General features: G+C 58.6%; 27 protein-coding genes. 12 read left to right on the plus strand and 15 right to left on the minus strand.

Annotated features, from left to right (window positions below):
• Window positions 1-8 precede the first annotated feature (8 nt).
• The 4 genes from U0029_RS05870 to U0029_RS05885 form a co-directional block, all read right to left on the minus strand.
• Window positions 9-863, minus strand: a complete 855-nt coding sequence (locus U0029_RS05870) for a PD-(D/E)XK nuclease-like domain-containing protein (RefSeq protein WP_114852960.1) — start codon at window positions 861-863, stop codon at window positions 9-11.
• Window positions 864-866: 3 nt separating this feature from the next.
• Window positions 867-1,052, minus strand: coding sequence for a hypothetical protein (locus U0029_RS05875; RefSeq protein WP_114852959.1), 186 nt, complete (start codon window positions 1,050-1,052; stop codon window positions 867-869).
• On the minus strand, window positions 1,049-1,336 hold the full coding sequence (locus tag U0029_RS05880) for a hypothetical protein (RefSeq protein WP_114852958.1): 288 nt from the start codon (window positions 1,334-1,336) through the stop codon (window positions 1,049-1,051). The genes U0029_RS05875 and U0029_RS05880 overlap by 4 nt, the downstream gene beginning before the upstream one ends.
• A gap of 89 nt (window positions 1,337-1,425) precedes the next feature.
• The gene (locus tag U0029_RS05885) at window positions 1,426-2,172 is read right to left on the minus strand and encodes a BRO-N domain-containing protein (protein WP_115600681.1); all 747 of its coding nucleotides are present in this window, start codon (window positions 2,170-2,172) and stop codon (window positions 1,426-1,428) included.
• A 352-nt stretch (window positions 2,173-2,524) separates the two neighbouring features.
• On the opposite strand from U0029_RS05885, the gene U0029_RS05890 reads away from it, so the two are divergent.
• Window positions 2,525-2,824: a CCDC90 family protein gene (locus tag U0029_RS05890; RefSeq protein ID WP_115600682.1), complete on the plus strand. Its 300-nt coding sequence runs from the start codon at window positions 2,525-2,527 to the stop codon at window positions 2,822-2,824.
• Here the strand turns inward: U0029_RS05890 and U0029_RS05895 are convergent, their stop codons facing one another.
• The 7 genes from U0029_RS05895 to U0029_RS05925 all read right to left on the minus strand — a co-directional run bounded on the left by U0029_RS05895 (window position 2,825) and on the right by U0029_RS05925 (window position 7,962).
• On the minus strand, window positions 2,825-2,950 hold the full coding sequence (locus tag U0029_RS05895) for a hypothetical protein (RefSeq protein WP_012416097.1): 126 nt from the start codon (window positions 2,948-2,950) through the stop codon (window positions 2,825-2,827).
• Window positions 2,947-3,432: an HNH endonuclease gene (locus tag U0029_RS05900; RefSeq protein ID WP_114852954.1), complete on the minus strand. Its 486-nt coding sequence runs from the start codon at window positions 3,430-3,432 to the stop codon at window positions 2,947-2,949. Before U0029_RS05900 ends, U0029_RS05895 begins: the two co-directional genes overlap by 4 nt.
• Window positions 3,429-3,713, minus strand: coding sequence for a hypothetical protein (locus U0029_RS05905; protein WP_114852953.1), 285 nt, complete (start codon window positions 3,711-3,713; stop codon window positions 3,429-3,431). Before U0029_RS05905 ends, U0029_RS05900 begins: the two co-directional genes overlap by 4 nt.
• 100 nt (window positions 3,714-3,813) lie before the next feature.
• A complete protein-coding gene (locus tag U0029_RS05910; protein ID WP_039052263.1) occupies window positions 3,814-4,140 on the minus strand; it encodes a hypothetical protein in 327 nt (108 codons plus the stop codon).
• Window positions 4,141-4,777: 637 nt separating this feature from the next.
• Complete coding sequence (locus tag U0029_RS05915; RefSeq protein ID WP_119536246.1) at window positions 4,778-5,569, minus strand: OB-fold protein; 792 nt, start codon at window positions 5,567-5,569, stop codon at window positions 4,778-4,780.
• A gap of 291 nt (window positions 5,570-5,860) precedes the next feature.
• A complete protein-coding gene (locus U0029_RS05920; RefSeq protein WP_127815134.1) occupies window positions 5,861-6,688 on the minus strand; it encodes a DUF6414 family protein in 828 nt (275 codons plus the stop codon).
• Between the two features lie 233 nt (window positions 6,689-6,921).
• Window positions 6,922-7,962, minus strand: coding sequence for a S24 family peptidase (locus U0029_RS05925; RefSeq protein WP_115600683.1), 1,041 nt, complete (start codon window positions 7,960-7,962; stop codon window positions 6,922-6,924).
• 73 nt (window positions 7,963-8,035) lie between these two features.
• Between U0029_RS05925 and U0029_RS05930 the strand changes: the two genes are divergently transcribed.
• Entirely contained in the window at window positions 8,036-8,317 is a 282-nt protein-coding gene (locus U0029_RS05930; protein WP_170147582.1) for a transcriptional regulator, read from the plus strand.
• Window positions 8,318-8,445: 128 nt separating this feature from the next.
• Here the strand turns inward: U0029_RS05930 and U0029_RS05935 are convergent, their stop codons facing one another.
• Window positions 8,446-8,694, minus strand: a complete 249-nt coding sequence (locus U0029_RS05935) for a hypothetical protein (RefSeq protein WP_114852948.1) — start codon at window positions 8,692-8,694, stop codon at window positions 8,446-8,448.
• Between the two features lie 70 nt (window positions 8,695-8,764).
• On the minus strand, window positions 8,765-8,929 hold the full coding sequence (locus tag U0029_RS05940) for a hypothetical protein (protein ID WP_164855672.1): 165 nt from the start codon (window positions 8,927-8,929) through the stop codon (window positions 8,765-8,767).
• An 86-nt stretch (window positions 8,930-9,015) separates the two neighbouring features.
• Here U0029_RS05940 and U0029_RS05945 point away from each other — a divergent pair, with 86 nt between their 5' ends.
• The 8 genes from U0029_RS05945 to U0029_RS05980 all read left to right on the plus strand — a co-directional run bounded on the left by U0029_RS05945 (window position 9,016) and on the right by U0029_RS05980 (window position 14,238).
• Window positions 9,016-9,408 (plus strand): hypothetical protein, encoded by a 393-nt coding sequence (locus U0029_RS05945; RefSeq protein WP_147294791.1) that lies wholly within the window; start codon window positions 9,016-9,018, stop codon window positions 9,406-9,408.
• Window positions 9,332-9,742 (plus strand): recombination protein NinB, encoded by a 411-nt coding sequence (locus tag U0029_RS05950; RefSeq protein ID WP_114852950.1) that lies wholly within the window; start codon window positions 9,332-9,334, stop codon window positions 9,740-9,742. Before U0029_RS05945 ends, U0029_RS05950 begins: the two co-directional genes overlap by 77 nt.
• A complete protein-coding gene (locus U0029_RS05955) occupies window positions 9,739-10,260 on the plus strand; it encodes a hypothetical protein (protein WP_174930158.1) in 522 nt (173 codons plus the stop codon). Before U0029_RS05950 ends, U0029_RS05955 begins: the two co-directional genes overlap by 4 nt.
• Window positions 10,260-11,090: a hypothetical protein gene (locus U0029_RS05960; protein WP_115600686.1), complete on the plus strand. Its 831-nt coding sequence runs from the start codon at window positions 10,260-10,262 to the stop codon at window positions 11,088-11,090. The genes U0029_RS05955 and U0029_RS05960 overlap by 1 nt, the downstream gene beginning before the upstream one ends.
• Before the next feature lie 264 nt (window positions 11,091-11,354).
• Window positions 11,355-11,588 (plus strand): hypothetical protein, encoded by a 234-nt coding sequence (locus U0029_RS05965; RefSeq protein ID WP_115600688.1) that lies wholly within the window; start codon window positions 11,355-11,357, stop codon window positions 11,586-11,588.
• A 13-nt stretch (window positions 11,589-11,601) separates the two neighbouring features.
• Complete coding sequence (gene dnaB, locus U0029_RS05970) at window positions 11,602-12,972, plus strand: replicative DNA helicase (RefSeq protein WP_114852951.1); 1,371 nt, start codon at window positions 11,602-11,604, stop codon at window positions 12,970-12,972.
• Window positions 12,973-13,350, plus strand: a complete 378-nt coding sequence (locus U0029_RS05975) for an endonuclease (RefSeq protein ID WP_115600690.1) — start codon at window positions 12,973-12,975, stop codon at window positions 13,348-13,350.
• Between the two features lie 486 nt (window positions 13,351-13,836).
• Window positions 13,837-14,238 (plus strand): hypothetical protein, encoded by a 402-nt coding sequence (locus U0029_RS05980; RefSeq protein ID WP_115600692.1) that lies wholly within the window; start codon window positions 13,837-13,839, stop codon window positions 14,236-14,238.
• A gap of 654 nt (window positions 14,239-14,892) precedes the next feature.
• Here the strand turns inward: U0029_RS05980 and U0029_RS05985 are convergent.
• Window positions 14,893-15,171: a BrnA antitoxin family protein gene (locus U0029_RS05985; RefSeq protein ID WP_114852978.1), complete on the minus strand. Its 279-nt coding sequence runs from the start codon at window positions 15,169-15,171 to the stop codon at window positions 14,893-14,895.
• Entirely contained in the window at window positions 15,158-15,424 is a 267-nt protein-coding gene (locus U0029_RS05990) for a BrnT family toxin (protein WP_114852977.1), read from the minus strand. Before U0029_RS05990 ends, U0029_RS05985 begins: the two co-directional genes overlap by 14 nt.
• A 190-nt stretch (window positions 15,425-15,614) precedes the next feature.
• On the opposite strand from U0029_RS05990, the gene U0029_RS05995 reads away from it, so the two are divergent.
• Window positions 15,615-16,121, plus strand: coding sequence for a Rha family transcriptional regulator (locus U0029_RS05995; RefSeq protein ID WP_115600693.1), 507 nt, complete (start codon window positions 15,615-15,617; stop codon window positions 16,119-16,121).
• Window positions 16,122-16,195: 74 nt separating this feature from the next.
• Entirely contained in the window at window positions 16,196-16,564 is a 369-nt protein-coding gene (locus U0029_RS06000) for a hypothetical protein (RefSeq protein WP_115600694.1), read from the plus strand.
• Window positions 16,565-16,599 lie beyond the last annotated feature (35 nt).

The raw sequence follows: 16,599 nt of genomic DNA on the forward strand, positions 1-16,599 counted from the left end.
TGGTCCTGTCATTCGTCGTTGAATGCCCAGTTGGGCAGGGATGCGAGGTGGACACCCTGGCCGAAACCGGGCCAGTTGCCCGAGGTCAGGCATTCGGCATAGGTGCTGAGATTGCGGCGATAGTCGCGGCGCCCCTGGTCCTGGCTTCGCGGATCGAGCATCACGGCGCTGGCGGCGAACGGCCAGGCATCCTGGACGGCAACAAAGATGAAGGCCAGCACGGTCTTACCGCTGGCAGCCGCGTAGCCGTCCGTATAAAAGGCGTCTTGGACGTGGTACCGCTTTCGGGCGATCTGGTGCGAAAACTCATGTGGGCTTGCATCGCTGAAGGTTTTCACGTCCAGCAAGATCACGCCGGACTCGCCCGCCGGGTGGCACCAGTCAGGGCGGCACCGACACAGGACGCCGGTTTCCTGGTCGATCCAGTAGGCGGATGATTCGGCCACGCCAGCGGCCAGCGCCTCGGCCACGTCCGGCAGGCGGCGCACGGCTTCGGCCTGCCGCATTGCCGTCTCTCTCTGGTCTGGCTTGATGCCGATGACGCCAGCGGGTAGCGCCGCCTCGAAGGCTTTCCATTCCTTAGTCGAACGGGTCACATCCGGGCCGACTGCGTACCGCTTGGCAAATTCTTCAGGCTCCAGAATTGCGCAGTGCGCAAGCTGGCCCTCCAGCTGGCCCTTACGCTCCGGCTCAGGCGGGCGCACCGGGTTCAGGGTCAGGTCATAGAAATTGGCCGGCGAGACATTGATGCGATCAAGGCCCGTTTTGCTGATACCTGGGCCGCCGTGGTACTGCTCAATCGGCTGGCCTTCGATCACGCACGGGGCATCAATCAGGCGGGTGGCTTCGGTGATGGCGTTCATGTCTCAATCCTTAGCCGCATACGCGGTCTTGCCGCAGCCTTCGCAGGCGGTGAGGGTGGATGGGTGGGCGTCGAGGGTCGGGCCGATCAGCCCAGTGGCCATCGCCAGCGCGGCGACCATGGCGGCGTATCCGGCCAGGTCGAGGTCCAGGCGCTTGGCGTGCAGGTAGGCGAGGGCGCGGCGGATCATGCATGTATCTCCCGGCCCTCGGCGTGGGCCTTGCCCATGAGGAGCCGTGCGATGCCGATAAGATCGGCGCGCAGTTCGCGTTGTGTTTGGGTTACGTATTCTGGTACCGGCGTTGTGCTGAGAGCCGTTAATGCGATCCGGCACAGCGCGTCATGGCCTCCGTCGATAATGGCATCCGCCCACCACTCACGGTCTTGACCGAAAGCGATGTCGGCCTCTCCAGCAAATAGCTCATACAGTGCGTCGATAATCTGCTGGTCAGTTAGCTCGGGGTAATGCAGCATGATTTCTCCAGGCAAAGGGAGTCCGACCCGCATCGCAAGGGATGCGGGGGACAGGGGTGAGTCAGTGGTGGGTTAAAGGCCAGCCGGCACTACCAATGCGTGGTGTGCAGTGCCTTGAGGTGCTCGCCTGCTTGGTCACGGGAGCGGCAAGCGGCGTCGGCGATCCCGTTCAAGTAACTGAATAGGTTCCGAATTTTCGTGATGTACTCATGGGCCAAGGCATCGCCGAGGTCGCCGTCTGCAATCAGGTTGAGCACGAGATCATCGCGCAGCAGTTGGTGATGGCCGTTGACGGCGCCGAACGCGATGCGTCGGCGCAGATGCTCACGGATGAGTACAAATGCCTCGCCAGCGAGGACGCCCGCGCGCGCATTCAGTGCAGCTTGGATGTGCTCAGGTAGCTCGATGGTGAGGTCTGACTGGCCAGAGAGCAGCAGCTCGGCGGGGTCGATGCGCGGCGTGCCGTAGCTGCCCGTCTTGCGGATGGTGGGTAGGACCTCGGCCGTGACCCACTTGCGGAATCTGTGAGGTAGTGTCCCTGGCTTGACAGCATCCCGGCACCGCAGCACCAGGGTGTACATGCCGGATTCACTGATTACAGATTGGAATTGAGCACCACCCCGTTTACCGGAATGACCCTCAGTTGAACTTAGGGTCATTTTTTCATCGTCATCCAGCGCTTTTAACGACTCACTCGGATTGCTGAGCTTCAGCGCTTTGCACAGATCGGCAGCAATGAACCATGGTTCGCCATTGATGACGACGACCCGTACAACATGGGATTCAAAGTTGAATGCGGTGGAATCAGGCTGAAAAGCCAGGGCGGATTGCGACATGATGAACACTCCTGCTTGAGTCTTACAGACCCTGCCGAAGTGTTCTTACGCACATCCAGCAAGGTGGCCGGGAGGTTAAGAACTCGAAAGCAGTCGAGCGGACTTCTTTCCCTTTCGGGTGTTGTATCCGTCGCCCTCCCGGCCATAGCTCAATGTCCGGGCGCAAAAATACCGCTGCTGACGGGTGCGGATACCGCTACTTTCGGGAGTTCTTACGCTCCATCCCTCTCGGGACGGGATCAAGATATCCCTGGCGCGGTTCGCGTGTCAGCGTTGGCTATTGTAATCGGACTATTCTCATAGTCATTGCGCCCCGCTGCTACATGGCTACAATCGGGGCAAAGGAGTGACCATGAGCATTGTTACATTTGACACCCTGAAGTTTGTCGAGACCTTGGAAAAGGCCGGGGTTAGCCGTGAGCAAGCGTCTGCTATGGCCACCGCCGTCAAGGATTCCCACGAGGGTGCAGAACTGGCGACCAAGGCGGATTTGCGCGATGTCGAATCCAAGCTCATTGGCGAAACCGTTGATCTGCGCCACGAGATGAATATCCGCTTCGCCAAAGTTGAAGGCGAACTCACCTTGCTCAAATGGATGCTCGGGTTGGTCATTGCGGGTATTGCCTCACTGATCCTGAAGGCGTTTTTCTGATCAAGCGGCATCCTTAGCCAGGTCGATCAGCCTGCGCTCGATGCGCTGGCGTAGATCGCCACGGTTGTGCCCCAGGTAGCGTTCGTCACGAGGAAACGCCGGGCCGCCGTCGTTGATCTTGGTCATGGCTGCTCCCTTGATTGGTCGCGTATGCGGATTTTCTCCATCGCGCTCAGGTGGCCTGCTCGCGCATTGCATGCCTTGTGGGCCAGTACCAGATTGCTGATGTGGTTCGGGCCACCGTGGGCAACCGGTACCAAATGCTCGGCGCTGCGGTCATCGTCGGATGTGTGCTCATGGCAGAAAAAGCAGCGGTCGCCGTCTCGCTCCAGCAGGGTGCGGATCAGCGGGCTGACCTTGGCCCTCTTTGTCCGGACGCCAGCGTCCCAGGCCATCGCGCCTTTGTAAGCGCTCCAGGCCGCTAAGGCTTGGCCGGTGAAAGTAGTGCTGCCTTTGGCATTGCTGTAGATGATCGCCACGCCCGATGCGCAGTCGAAACGCACCAGCTCCCATTCACTTGTCGGGCGAAGCACCTGGGCACCGCGAGCTACGAGCCATTCGAGGAACTTGGGGCGGGCGGCTTCAACCTGCTTTCGGCTCGGGGTCATGGCTGCCCCCCGGTGGCTTTGGCGATTGCGGCGCGATTCTCGGCAATCTGAGCCTCAACCTCGCTCTGCGGCCGTTGCTCATGCAACATCGCTGTCAAGAGACTCTGCGTTTCTTGCAGCGCCTCCAACAGATCGGGCGCGGCGGCGAGCACCTTTGCATCGTCTAGCCCTGGCTCTTCGGTAAAGACGCAAACTACGCTGCCATCAGCCGCGATCAGTTCGCCGCAATAGCCTGGCTCGTAGTCGTAACGCCACGGACCCTTCGTATGTTTCGTCGTCATACCGCCTCTCTCAGAAACGCCATAGCGCGATCACCGGCCAGGGCCATTGGGTAAGCGGCAGCAAGGCCGCACAAGATGAAAAGGGTGGATTGCAGGGCGGTCACTGGCTGCGCTCCGAAAGCTCAAGCAGCCGGGCCTCGATGCGCTGGCGGATCTCGTCGCGGTTAACACCAACGCCTAGGGCGATGAGCGCCTGGGTGTCTGCATCTGCCCGAACGACGTGGTTAAACACATCCTCCAGGTACTCGGTGGCGTGGCGCCCGAAGGCGTAGCCATCCAGCTTGATAGCCCGGTAGATGACCTGAAGGCGCTGGGTTTCGGTAAGAGGGAGCGTTTCGCAGAGCGTGGAGCCAGCGCCCAATGGAACGCGGCGGGAGGTCGGGGTGGGCTCAACAACAACCCTCCCGCCTTGCATGGTCACTTGCATGTTGAACTCCGAATAAGGAGCAGCACCCGGTCTCACTCACGGCCAGCCGCCACCACGCTGACTGCGCAATCAAGCGGTATGGGCGGGGAGGCTTGGAGGGGGAGGGGTGCTGCGAAAGAGGGGTGATGGTGTTCATCGGTCTGCGCTCTCTCTGGAAAGCGCAGGCAGATGAATCCGCGCCAGCCAAGAAACCACGATGGCTTGGCGCGGGCTGCCGACTTGCACGGCGTACTCCGGTTGGCCCGGAATGTCGTCGCCCTGATGCGCTCAGGGCAGGCGGTGCCGAGATTCCAATCGGCGTGACCGTTTCCGTTTTTGGCCGTCTACGCCTCACCCGTTTCACCGTGTACCGCGCTTGGCGGACTGGATACGGCAGGGATGCCGCGCAGAGCTACGGCCATGCCCGTAGGTGCGATTGAGCCGGACGAACACCCCACAGGTAGGGTGAGCAACATCGGCTAGCGGGTTGTTAAAGAGCGTTTGCGCTATCCCTTGCTGGCCTTGGCCTAAGCGGTGGGTGAGTGCATGGGATGAATAGTAGCAATCGCTACGCATCGATGCAATAGCAAAAGCTACGCTTTTTTGTAACAGGCGAAAAAAAGCCCCGCTCTAAGGCGGGGCGATCTGCGCTAGCGCATTACTTGGCCAATGATATTCCGGCCAGTTTCAATGTTTCCATCGCCTTGAGAATCCCTTCCTTTGCGCCCGGCGCCTTCATGGCGGTTTTCACATTTTTTAAGCAGGCGGCTGCATTTGGGCCGCAGGAGTCGCCCTTGATGGTGCTAGCCGCATAAATTGAAATGGCGAGTAATTGTTGCGCCGACTCGTCGCTGCCAAGGCCTTTAAGCACGCGGTCTACCCTGCGCGTCAATTTGGTGGCCTCCTCGTCCGCGACGGCGCGTGCGGGCCTGCAATCGTCCAGCATGGGGATCGTAATGGTCGCGCCTGCGCCGGTGCAGATCAGTGAAACGGATTGCCCTTTTTTCGCACTTGCTGCGAAATCCAGGGCGCTTTTATGCAGCCTTGCGTGTGGTGATGATGGTTGCGTACCAAGCGCGAGGTATGGCGCTCCGCCTATGCCGGAGTTGATGCTGCCGATTTTTCCGTTGATCAAAAGTGGTTTCTTTTTGAACCGCTTATCGGCTGCCACTTCATTATCGGAGTACGCCTTCGCTAATTCCGAGGCGGTAGTGTCGGTCAGGCCCATCCGCTCGCCAAGCAGGCTGTCGTTGCCAGAGGCAAGGTTGTTGGCGTCATCATCAACAAGCGTCTTGAAGACGCTGTATTCAAGTTTCGAAAGCTCGTATCGATGTGATTTTCCTGCGGAAAACTCGCTAACCACTTTCTCTTGCGCTGATGCTGCCATGGGTGACAGCACGAGCGTCGCGCCGAATAATGCAAGTCCTAACTGATTGCGGGGGAGTTTCACGTCTCACGTCCTTCTATTGGCTGTAGGTGGCCTGATTGTAAAGCCGTGTATAAGGACTTCACATTGCCCTGCTTGTCTTGAATTTCAACTTCCTGCGCATAGAGCCGTTCGCGTTTGGAGTCGGCCTGATCCACCGGTCGAGTATCTTGCGGCCGGAAGTTGGGGCACCAGTCGCAGCCCACCCTGGCGCCCGATGCTGCCACCTGAGTTTCCAGGGGGGAAGGGGTGGCCTGCCCAGAAAGCACAAAGCCCCTTGAGAGGGGGGGGCTTTGTGCTTGGGATTTCCTGGAATTAGCGTGTGCTGGGCTTGATGGCCCGAAAGATCGCAATTGGGTTAACCGCATAAGCATCGCCGGGGCGGCCCATCGCTTCTCGGATGGCTTCCATTACGGGGAGCAAACCATCCGAAATGGGTTTGCCTATTTTGATAGAAGTGCCTGGCGTGTCGTTCCCATCAGGCAATGCATCAAGTACCGCAAGCACATGCCAGTCCCCTTTGATGTTTGCCCCGTATGTAAGTGTCAGCGCGGACGGATCGATGAGCATATGGTCCTCGTGAAGCACTGACCAAGCTACTTCCCCTCCGACTGTGCTCAAGTAAAGCTGCGGCATGGGCGGCATGACCTTCAGAGCCGCCCCAAGCTGGGCAACCTCCGTTTTCTCAGCAGCCTTTGCCGCTTTGTTGGAGTGTGTTGTCTTCACTTGGCCAAGCATGAGGTCGGTGAATGCACTCCACCCAGCTTGCATGAAGCTAATGTCAATAATGTTGGCTTGGCCGTGGATGTGGATCACCGACCCAATTGGCGCTCCGTTCAGGCCTTTCGAGACGTAGTTAGCCTCAGATAGCGTATCCAGCAAATTAAGGGGTATGCTCCATTCAGTATTGAAACTACGCTCCATAGTTTCTGTAACTGACTCGACGGAAGACCCGCCCCCTTTTAGAACGCCCGGAATTCCGCCGGCTGCATTTACTTTGCTGCTATCAGTTGAGCTGCTTTGGTACTTCGTAGAAAGAGGTACGCCGTCCGCTACGAGTTGCGCTAGCCACGACTGGGCCCTGGGCTTATCTAGATACAGAAAATCATAGAGAAAATCTATGCTTGGTGACTCTTGACCCACGCCGCATCTCCTCTTCAACACGGGCTTTTCGTTCTTCGACTTTTTTTTGGCGTTGCAGCAGGCTATTTCCAAGTGCCAAAAGTGACAGCCGCAAGGGTTCCGCAGCTTTTGCTGCAGAACGTGCGGCCTTCAAAATTTTCTCTTGGTCTTGGCTCATCAGCACATTGTATTGAAAGTTCCTGAACGCGCAAATCTGATTTTAAGCATCAGCATGCTGAGTTGTAGGCTCTTTTTTACCGCCGCACCCACTGCCCCTGCTCATCCTCCCCCAACTGAGCGCCAGCCCACACCACGCGCCCCAGCACTCTGACCGAGGCCCCATCTTCCAGGGGAATATCCGGATGCCGCGCATTGAACGACCGGGCCACCCAGCGCCCCGTTAGCCGATCCTTAGCTACCGTCTTGACGAGCATCTTCCCGTCATAGTTGATGGCGTAGACGCCGCCGGCGGCCAGGTCATGCAGGGTCAACCCCAGATCGGGCACAACAAGCAGTGCCGCTCCATCTCGGATAACCGGCTCCATGCTGTCGCCTTTGGCGTAAACCATTCGCCCGCGCTGGCCGTCCGCGCCGACCGAGCGCAGAAAAGAACGACGGAAATACACGTAGCCGGTCATTTCTTCGGTGTGGTTCTCGATACCTTCGCCAGCGGCAAGGCGAACATCCGCCATCTCAGGCACCGATTCCCATTCATCATTATCTGCATGCTGCTCGGCGGCTACGACATTAACCGCGGTTGCCTGCGCGAGGCTCAAGCGCGGAGTAACGTATGCCGGGACTGGCTCTTTGATCTGGCTCGGGCCTGGTGGCAGGCCAGGAATGCGCATGGAAAATTCATCGGCCGCCGTATCCATGTTTACCAGGCCGCCGCGCTTCTGAGCCTGGCTGACCGATGGGCGCGACACCTCAAGCCCAATTTCCATCTGCCCCAGCGCCAGCGCCAATGCCCCTTCCAGCTTGCTTAACTGAGTAGGCGAGAGGCTGCGGACTTTATCTTCGGGGATGGACGGGAAGGGCCATGGTGGAGCAGCGTCCGTATCTTTGGGCTTGGGCTCTTCGTCTGTAGAAAACCAGGAGCGCATGCCGGGCATATCTTCGATGGCCCTAACGGTTTTCTCTGACACTGGGCGCAACCCTGCAAGCATTTGGCGAACAAATGCCCCGTCTTTGTAGCCAAGTCGGCGCCCAAAGTCAGTTTTATTTCCGCGAGAGAGTTTGTCGATGGCAGCGGCAAGACGCGCCACTCGATGCTCGTTCAGTTCCACGTCGTTCATTCGCGAAAAGTAGCATGCGCTACGGGTGCATTTGCTACTTGCAATGCGTAGCAATCGCTACTAGTATTTCGGTATGGACCTGAACTCATTTTTGTCTACCCCTGGCGCCCCTACCGTTTCCGAGCTTCGTGCCCGAATGGTGGAGCTCGGCTTCGAAGTTAAAAGCGATGCGCAAATCCGTCAGTGGCGCACCCGCTATATGGGCCGGATGCCCAAGCCCGGCTACTGCGTCGGGCTTGAGCTCGCGACAGGTGGCGCCGTGACGCGCCAGGATTTGCGCCCGGCAGATTGGCATTTGATATGGCCCGAGCTTGCGAATCAATCCACTCCCAAACAAGAGGCCAGCCATGCGTAACAACAGCGACTCGTTGTCATCCGCTGCTACTGACCGCCTTACGAAGACTGGGCTGATTTCGAGCGAAGAGGCAGGCGAGCGATTGGGCGTTACTGATGCGCTGCCGGTCGCTCGCCTGGTCTTGTCCCTTAGCGTTGCTGGTCGTGTGCAAGCGCAGATTGAAGTATCGCTATTGCCCGCTCTACCGCTTTTCTTTGAACTTCCGTCCAGTCTTGCTTCTCTAGCGGCAGCAGAAGAGACAGGGAAATCGTTTCTGTCCCTAGTGACTGAGTGTGTTCGAGAGGGATATCGACTCGGACGGTCGGAAACGCTTCGTGGGCAAGGTGGGGCGTGATGGTCAAAGACTTGACGTTCACCGGATTGAATTTCTCGCTCAAGGCTAGTTCCTTTCGGGTCGGGTTGAGTTTGTGGAAACACGATCATATCCGTCTGGGACTGGCCACCCAATCAATGCAGCGTAGCGCCCACATGTTCCGGCTCGTCGTAGGCGGTGCGTTCACGTTCCGCGCACAGCTCGCGGAACAGATCCATTACTGCACTTTCGGACGGATCAATAAAGCGGCGCTTTGCCATGTCGGCAGCGGCGTTAAGCAGTTTTTCGGTTTCGGACATGTTGGCACTCCTGAATTGGATGCCTCCAGTTTGAACGGAGCCGCGTTCAGCGGCATTCACTTTCACTTTAAAGGTGTTGAAGCGGCATGAACGCACCTGAAATCCCCATCCTTCCCGCCAGCACTGAAGAGGGGGAAACGCTTCTTCGCAAGGCGCTGGCCAACATGACGAAGGCCCAGAAGCTGGAAATCATGAAGGAGTGCGGTTGGAAGGACGAGTCGTCTATCACCCAGATCATCAACGGCACCGTTGGAATCAAGATTTGGCAGCTGGACGCCATCTTGAAGGTGTTTGGAATGGCCCTCGTTGAGCAGTGGTACATGGACTATCTGGCCCGAGGCAACTCCATTGGCGCCAACTGTTGCCGGGCACGATTGAGCCAGGGACGTGCGGGGCGCATTGATGGACAAACAGGTCTATGTCCTCTCGCACGATGCTGCGCGCCGCAATGCTGCCCAAGCTTGCTCGACCGCCCCTGAAGGCTGGCGAGTGGAGATCAAGCCGCGCACGCGCACCCTGGCCCAGAACGACATGATGTGGTCGATCCTGACGGACATCAGCCGCCAAGTTGATTTTGTCGTGAACGGTGCTTTGGTGAAGGTGGAGCCTGAAGAGGTCAAGGACATCCTTACGGCCAGTCTGCGCCGAGAAACCAGGATGGCAATGGGGATTGATGGCGGGATGGTTTTGCTTGGCCAGCGTACCAGCAAGATGACCGTTCGCCAGATGGCAGACGTTATTGATCTTGCTTACGCCTTTGGCAACGAGAAGGGCGTCCATTGGTCGCCCACGAGTTTGGGGAGAGGCGCGTGATTCGCAACTCCACCCTTCAGCGCAAGGCACCAATGAAGCGCACCAAGGCTGACCGGGGCGAAGGTCTTGGCCGCAAGGTCGAGATCGTCATGGGCTATTACCGCCCGCCGGGTCACAAGATCCCATCATTGCTGCGCAGCGAGGAACACCGTCGGCGAGTGGCAAAGATGAAGTGTGCCAACTGCGGCCGAAATGGGCCATGCCAAGTGGCACACGCAAATATCACCAAAGGTATGGGGCTGAAGGCATGCGACAGCTTGGTGTTTCCGCTGTGCCCGGCCTGCCATCGGCACCACGACCAAGGGGGCATTCCTAAAGAGGAGCGATGGCGCCGTGAGTGGGTGTACCTGGACGGGGTGCGTGCGGATCTGATGAAGGCAGCGCAATGGTCTCCCGAGCTGGAGTTGCACTTTCGGAATGCGATTGAGCCCCTGTGTCGCTTGGTAAATGGCGACGCAGAAAAAGAAAAGGCCGCTGGCAAGAGCGGCCTCGGTACTGCACTGATGGAGAAATTTTAATGGCAAGAGCACGCAACATCAAGCCCAGTTTCTTTGCGAACGATGATTTGGCGGATATCAACCCGTTAGGCCGGCTGTTGTTTATCGGCCTCTGGACGATGGCGGATCGAGAGGGGCGGTTGGAAGATCGTCCCCGCCGCATCAAGGCCGAGGTTCTGCCGTATGACGACTGTGATGTCGATAGCTTGCTGCAAGACTTAAGTAAGCACGGTTTCATTCTGCGGTACGAAGTGGGCGGTGATCGGTTCATTCAGGTTCGGAACTTCACTAAGCACCAGAACCCACACATTAAAGAATCTGCCAGCCAAATACCGGCACCTGTCCAGCACTGTGCAAGCACCATGCAAGAACAGTGCGAGAAACACCCCGAACCGGAACCAGCCGGGCTGATTCCTGATTCCGGATTCCTGAATCCTGAATCCAAAGAAATACCCCCCAACCCCCCGTCGCCGGGGGGTGATGAGCCCGGCCTGCCTTCGGCTGGCAAACCCAAGCGGGAACGCAAGGTTCGCTGCACTCTGAAAACCTTCATCGACCAATGCCGTGAGGCAGGCGAGACGGCGATCAGTGGCTACCAGCCCTTGCTGGAGTACGTGGACGGTACGGGTCTGCCGATGGACTTTGTGCAACTGGCCTGGGAGGTTTTCAAGGGCGAGCATCTGGCCGGAGGGGCGAACGAACGCCGCTTGCAGGCTGACTGGCGACGCCATTTTCTGAACTACGTGACCAAGGGCTACTACCGGCTTTGGTACGCAACTGCCGAGGGCAATTTCAGCCTGACGACCGTGGGCATCCAGGCCAAGAAAATTCACCTCAAGGAGGCGGCATGACTGCGCTATGTCGGCCGTCTGGCGGCTTTCAGGATCGCATCGCTCGACATGTTTCTGGTTTCTTGGAGCGCACGGGCGAATGCCCTTGCCTCTTGCTCATTCGAGCAGAAGTGCACTGCGAAGCTCTCCAAGCGAACGCCAGCCGCAAAAGCTCGAAGGCCAGCCTCTCGAATGTTTTCCGCCGTAGAAACCGACACCCCGTAGGACGTTGGATCTTCGTAGTTGTCTACGGTCACCAGCCAGATTTCGTTTAAAGGAATAGCCATGCGTCTCGGCGTTGTATTGGATTTGCACGATGATGATTTCCGCCCGGAGGCGGTTGACGACGATAGCATCTCTTGGGGTGGGAAGCTCAAGGAGGGGCCAGCGGATGCTTCGTTGACAGCAGATATCGTGCTGCATCGAGGGGTGGTGCTGAAGAACCTGTTTGGCACCACAAAAGGCGCTACTTTCAATGCAGTTCTGGCAGCCACCCAGGGGCAGACGGATGGCAACTGACGAATCCTGCGCATTGTCCTACTCGTCCGACGCCGAGCAATGCGTTTTGGGAGGCTTGCTGCTGGATAACCGGGCCTGGGAGCGCCTCGACGGCCTGCTGACCGCTGACGATTTTTACCGGCACGACCACAGGCTGATCTTCAGTGCGGCATCTGGCCTGTTGGATCGTGGCTTGCCTGCCGACCCGGTGACAGTGTTCGAAGCCTTGAGCGCTGCGGGCAACAGTGAGGCGGCAGGGGGCTTTGCCTACCTTGATGCGATTACCCACAGCGTACCCAGCGCGGCGAACGTGCGCCGGTACGGGGAGATTGTCCGTGCCCACCGCATCCGTCGGTCGGTGGCCGAACTGGGCAGCGACATTTCCACCCTGGCAGCAGAGAGCGGCGCAGAGCCAGAGGCACTGGTAGAGCAAGCCACCAGCATGGTGATGGCTCTTGCAGATAGCCGAGTGGCTGGCCGGGAGCCGGTGGAAATTGGCGACTTGCTGACCGGCGTGCTTGATTCTATCGAGGCCCGGCAGGATCGTGAAGGCGGCTTGTCAGGGCTGTCTACCGGCTATGCCGACCTTGACCACAAGACCAGCGGCTTGCAAGCGGGAGACCTCATTATCGTGGCGGGCCGACCCTCTATGGGCAAGACCACGTTGGCCGTGAACATTGCCGAAAACGTAGCGATAGCTGGCGGCGTGGCCCTGGTAGTCAGCCTGGAAATGGACGCCAAGCAATTGGCAGAGCGCAGCGTTGCTCGCTTTGGCGAGATCGACACGCAGCGCATCCGTTCCGGCCGCCTGAGCCCGGATGACTACACGCGGCTGACCGGCGCGCTCGGGCGATTGCAGGATCAGCGACTGGTGATAGCTGACGATCCTGGCATGGCCAGCGTTGCACGAATCCGGCTTGCTGCCCGCAAAGTGCGCCAGCGCCAAGGGAAGCTGGATCTGATCGTGATCGACTACCTGCAACTGATGCGGGGCGAGGGCGGCAACCGCAATGAGGAGCTGGGCGGCATTACTCGCTCGCTCAAGCTTCTGGCCCGCGAAATGAGCTGTCCGGTGATCCTGCTATCCCAACTCTCGCGCAAGGTCGAGGAGCGGCCCGACAAGCGCCCGATCATGAGCGACCTGCGCGAATCGGGCGCCATTGAGCAGGACGCGGACGTAATCCTCATGGCCTACCGGGACGACTACTACAACCCGGACAGCGCCTTTAAGGGCTTAGCCGAAGTGCTGATTCGCAAACAACGTATGGGTCCGCTGGGTGAGGTGTTCCTGGTGTTCCAGGGGCAGCACTCCCGCTTCCTGGATGCCGACCATCAGACGGTGGCCCAAGCCAAGAACAGCCAGCCCACGCGACCGGCAGCCAGATACAGCGCACTGAGGGATTGAATGGAACAGATACAGATTGAACTTTCCTGGCCGCCCAAAGAGCTGAGCCCCAACTTCCGGGGCCATTGGGCGTCTATTTCCCGAGCGAAGAAAGTCTACCGCATCGCGGCGTGCCTGACGACCATGAGGGCGCTGCGCCACGCAGAGAGCTTTGACCGCCTCGGAGGTGTGCGCATCACCTACGAGTTTTGCCCGCCGACTGCGAGAGCCTACGACCGGGACAACTTGGCCGCACGGATGAAGGCGGCCACAGACGGAATCTCGGACGCGCTAGGTATGAATGACCGTGGCTTTCACTTCGCGCCCGTGGTGCTCGGAGCCAAGGAGAAGGGCGGGCTTGTCCGCGTAACTATTGAATCGCTCAAGGAGGGCGTATGACGATCATCCAGAAACCCCGAGCACGGCAGGAGCGCGGCATGTGGCTCGTCTGGTGCGCCCATATCGGCCCCAGTCCTCGGGCGACGTTCGACGAGGCATACCGGGCCTGGGCTACGCGGCGGGGCATCAATCACTCAAATATCGGAGCGGCGTAATGGGACACCCGAGAACAGTTGAGCAATCTGACCGCTATTGGCGCCAGGCGGCGGTAGAGCGGCTGCGCGGTATGGGCATCAAGCTCAACCGATTCCGCCAGAACGCTGAGGGCGTAGCTTCAGAGATCCGCAGGATTGAGCCAGCGTACCGGGGCGGCGATCCTAACCTTGTGATCCGCGCCTGGATGGGAGCTGCCGCCGCGCCGAAAGTGGAAGTGCAACGCCGAATCTATACGCCCAGCGCAGCTATGCGATTCGCGGCGCTGCGCAGCCAGCAGGCTGAGCCGAGCTTGAAAGCTTTGGGCTCGCCCTCTGTGCGGAGTTATCCGTAATGCGTAGAACCGCCGCAGATTCGGCTATCCCGCGCTGGGTCGAGGACGAGCTGCACAACTGGGCGCGTTCGCAGTGGGAGGGAGAGTGGCCTGGGCCTGGCCGCCCGGATCACGGCGCACCCGTGGTTTGCGAATTTCCGCGGCAGCCAGACGACGAGGGCAGCGATGGGCTAATCCCGATCTGCTACGACCGGGCCCATAAGGTACACGCGCTGTATGAAGCCTTGCCACTGATCGAGCGGCGCGTCATCCAGGCCGAGTACACGCGCAGACGGGAATACGGCGACATGACCATCAAGGAGCGGCAGGAGGCAGCGAGCCAGCTCATCGGCATTCCGGCGGCCTATTACAAGATTGCGCTGGGCAGTTTCAAGATTCAGGTGTGGAGGATGTTTGAATGAAGTATGCGCGGGAGGTGATTGACTTGATGGCAGCGTTTCCAGGGCGCAGGTTCAAAGTTCGGCAAATCGTTAACCATGCGGCCCCCCGAGCGACAGCTCAACAGAGATCTTCTGTCCGCATCGGTGTTCATCGGGTTCTGAAATCGCTAGAACTGTCTGGGCAGGTTTGCAGCACGAGGGGAGAGGTAGAGTACGGGGCTGATGGCGAGTACTGGTGGGTGGATGTCACGGCTATCAGCTGCTCGAAAACCGTAACATCAAGTTTGGCGCAACCGTATCAAAAACCGTAAAATACACGCACGGATTACTACGTCCCAACAAATTGCAGCCCGCCAGCCGAAAGGTTCGCGGGCTTTGCTGCGCTTGGCATATGAAAATGGAGCGCGGAATGAGCAGAAGCAGGCGGAATACGCCGATAACAGGCATCACTACAGCGCGTAGTGAAAAGTTCGATAAGCAACGGTGGCATCGCGCTTATCGAAAAGCGGAGCGCCAACGGTTGCAAACCGATCCTTACTCAATGCCACGTCATCCCCTTGAGTTTGGTGCGCACGCCTGGAATCTCAGCAAGGACGGGAAAAAGTATTGGGGATGCGATGTGCCTCCACGCCTTATGAGAAAGTGACTGCTTATCGCCGGCCGGTGCTGTAGAGATCAACTAGGCGCATGCGTCTTTAGCCAGTCGCGCAGCGCGGCATCAACGCGAGTTTGCCAGCCTGCACCTGTAGCGCGGAAGCTTTCCAGCACGTCGGGCGACAAGCGAATGGTGATTCGCTCCTTCGTGACTTCGGCCTTTGGGCGCCCCATGCGCTTCATCTGCTTCAGATCGGCGGCGCTGAGCTCGTAGGTGTCAGGATCGGCGGCTATGCCTCGGTTGATAGCCTCATCTTCTTCGCGGGTGGGGACGACCGTCCCTGGCTTAAGCTTGGGCATAAAGATTCACCTCTCTTGAATTTGCCTTGCGCAGGCTGATGATGCGCCTTTCGTTGTTACGGTCCACGTATACGACGCAGTACAGGCGGACATCGATATAGCCCAGGGCGATCATGCGGCTTTCGCCATACTCGCGGCGCATATCTTCGCGCACCAGGGCACCGTCCCACTCGAACGCTTCAGCAGCCGCCAAAGAAACACCGTGCTTGCGCTGATTGCTCTGGTCTTTGGCGGGGTCGAATGTGATGTTCATGTAGTTATTGTATGCACATTAAATAAGGAATGCAATCATTTTTTGTGCATACATTTAGTTGTGTTGTTTGGTATGACGATGGTGCAGTTTCGCCACCATTCGCCGCAAACAAAAATATTCCAGTCGGCAAAGACCGGCATGAGAACCCGCTTCGGCGGGTTTTTGTTTTTCTACGCCTGAGAGGTGCGATATGGATTTGACTCAAGTGCAAGATATGGTCTCGCTGGCCGGTGATCGGCTCGTGACCGACTCCCGCCGCGTGGCCGAAAGATTCAAAAAGCGGCACCGCGACGTGCTGCGAGCCATTCGGCTGCTGGAATGTAGTGCTGACTTCAGGGCGCGCAATTTTGCGCAGTGCTTTGAAATCAATGGGTTAGCGAACGGAAAGCCCGAGCCAGTTGTCCAGATGACCAAGGACGGGTTTATGTTCCTGGTGATGGGCTTCACGGGTCGCGCAGCCGCCGCCGTCAAGGAGTCGTTCATCGAGGCGTTCAATTCGATGGCTGAGTACATCCGGTCGGGCCGTGAGGGGCTGTGGCAGCAGATGCACGCCTTGCTGGCTACCGATGCAGACTCCAAGGCTCGCGCCTCGCTGGGTTCCCGGCTGATGCTGGATCGCAAGCGAGAAAAGCCCGTGCTTGAACAGCGATGTGCCGATCTGATGGCCCGCATCCAGCACCCGTTACGACTCGCATAGATTTACCCGCCTCTCATGGGTTTGCCCGCTGCGTGCGGGCTTTTTTATTTCCAGTCCGCTTTGAGGTGTGAATCATGGACTCGCTCAGTCTAGTTGGCGTTGCCAGTGAAATGCACTTTGACCTGTTTGACGACGGCATCGACCTGCCTACCGAGGAGATTGAGGCTCTGTGGCACACGGCGGCTGATCGGGCACAGATGAAGATCGAAGGCGATGACCTGCCGATTGTGCTGGTGTACATGGCACTGGCGAACTTTAGTGATGCGATGGCTGAACGGCTTGGTCGTAAGGTGGGCGACGCGGATTTTGCGTTCCAGTGGGCAAGTGGCTTGCCGAACTTTGATCGCGGCTGCCGCGACTTGGCAATTTTCACGGCCCACGCTATGGCTGACATGAAGGATGCAGGCGATCAACTCGCTGCGCTGCGGCAAGTAATTCACTGACCCGGCCAAGCGCCGGGTTTTATTTGGAGCATTAC

This window comes from Bordetella avium, from assembly GCF_034424645.1.
Lineage (GTDB): Bacteria > Pseudomonadota > Gammaproteobacteria > Burkholderiales > Burkholderiaceae_B > Bordetella > Bordetella avium.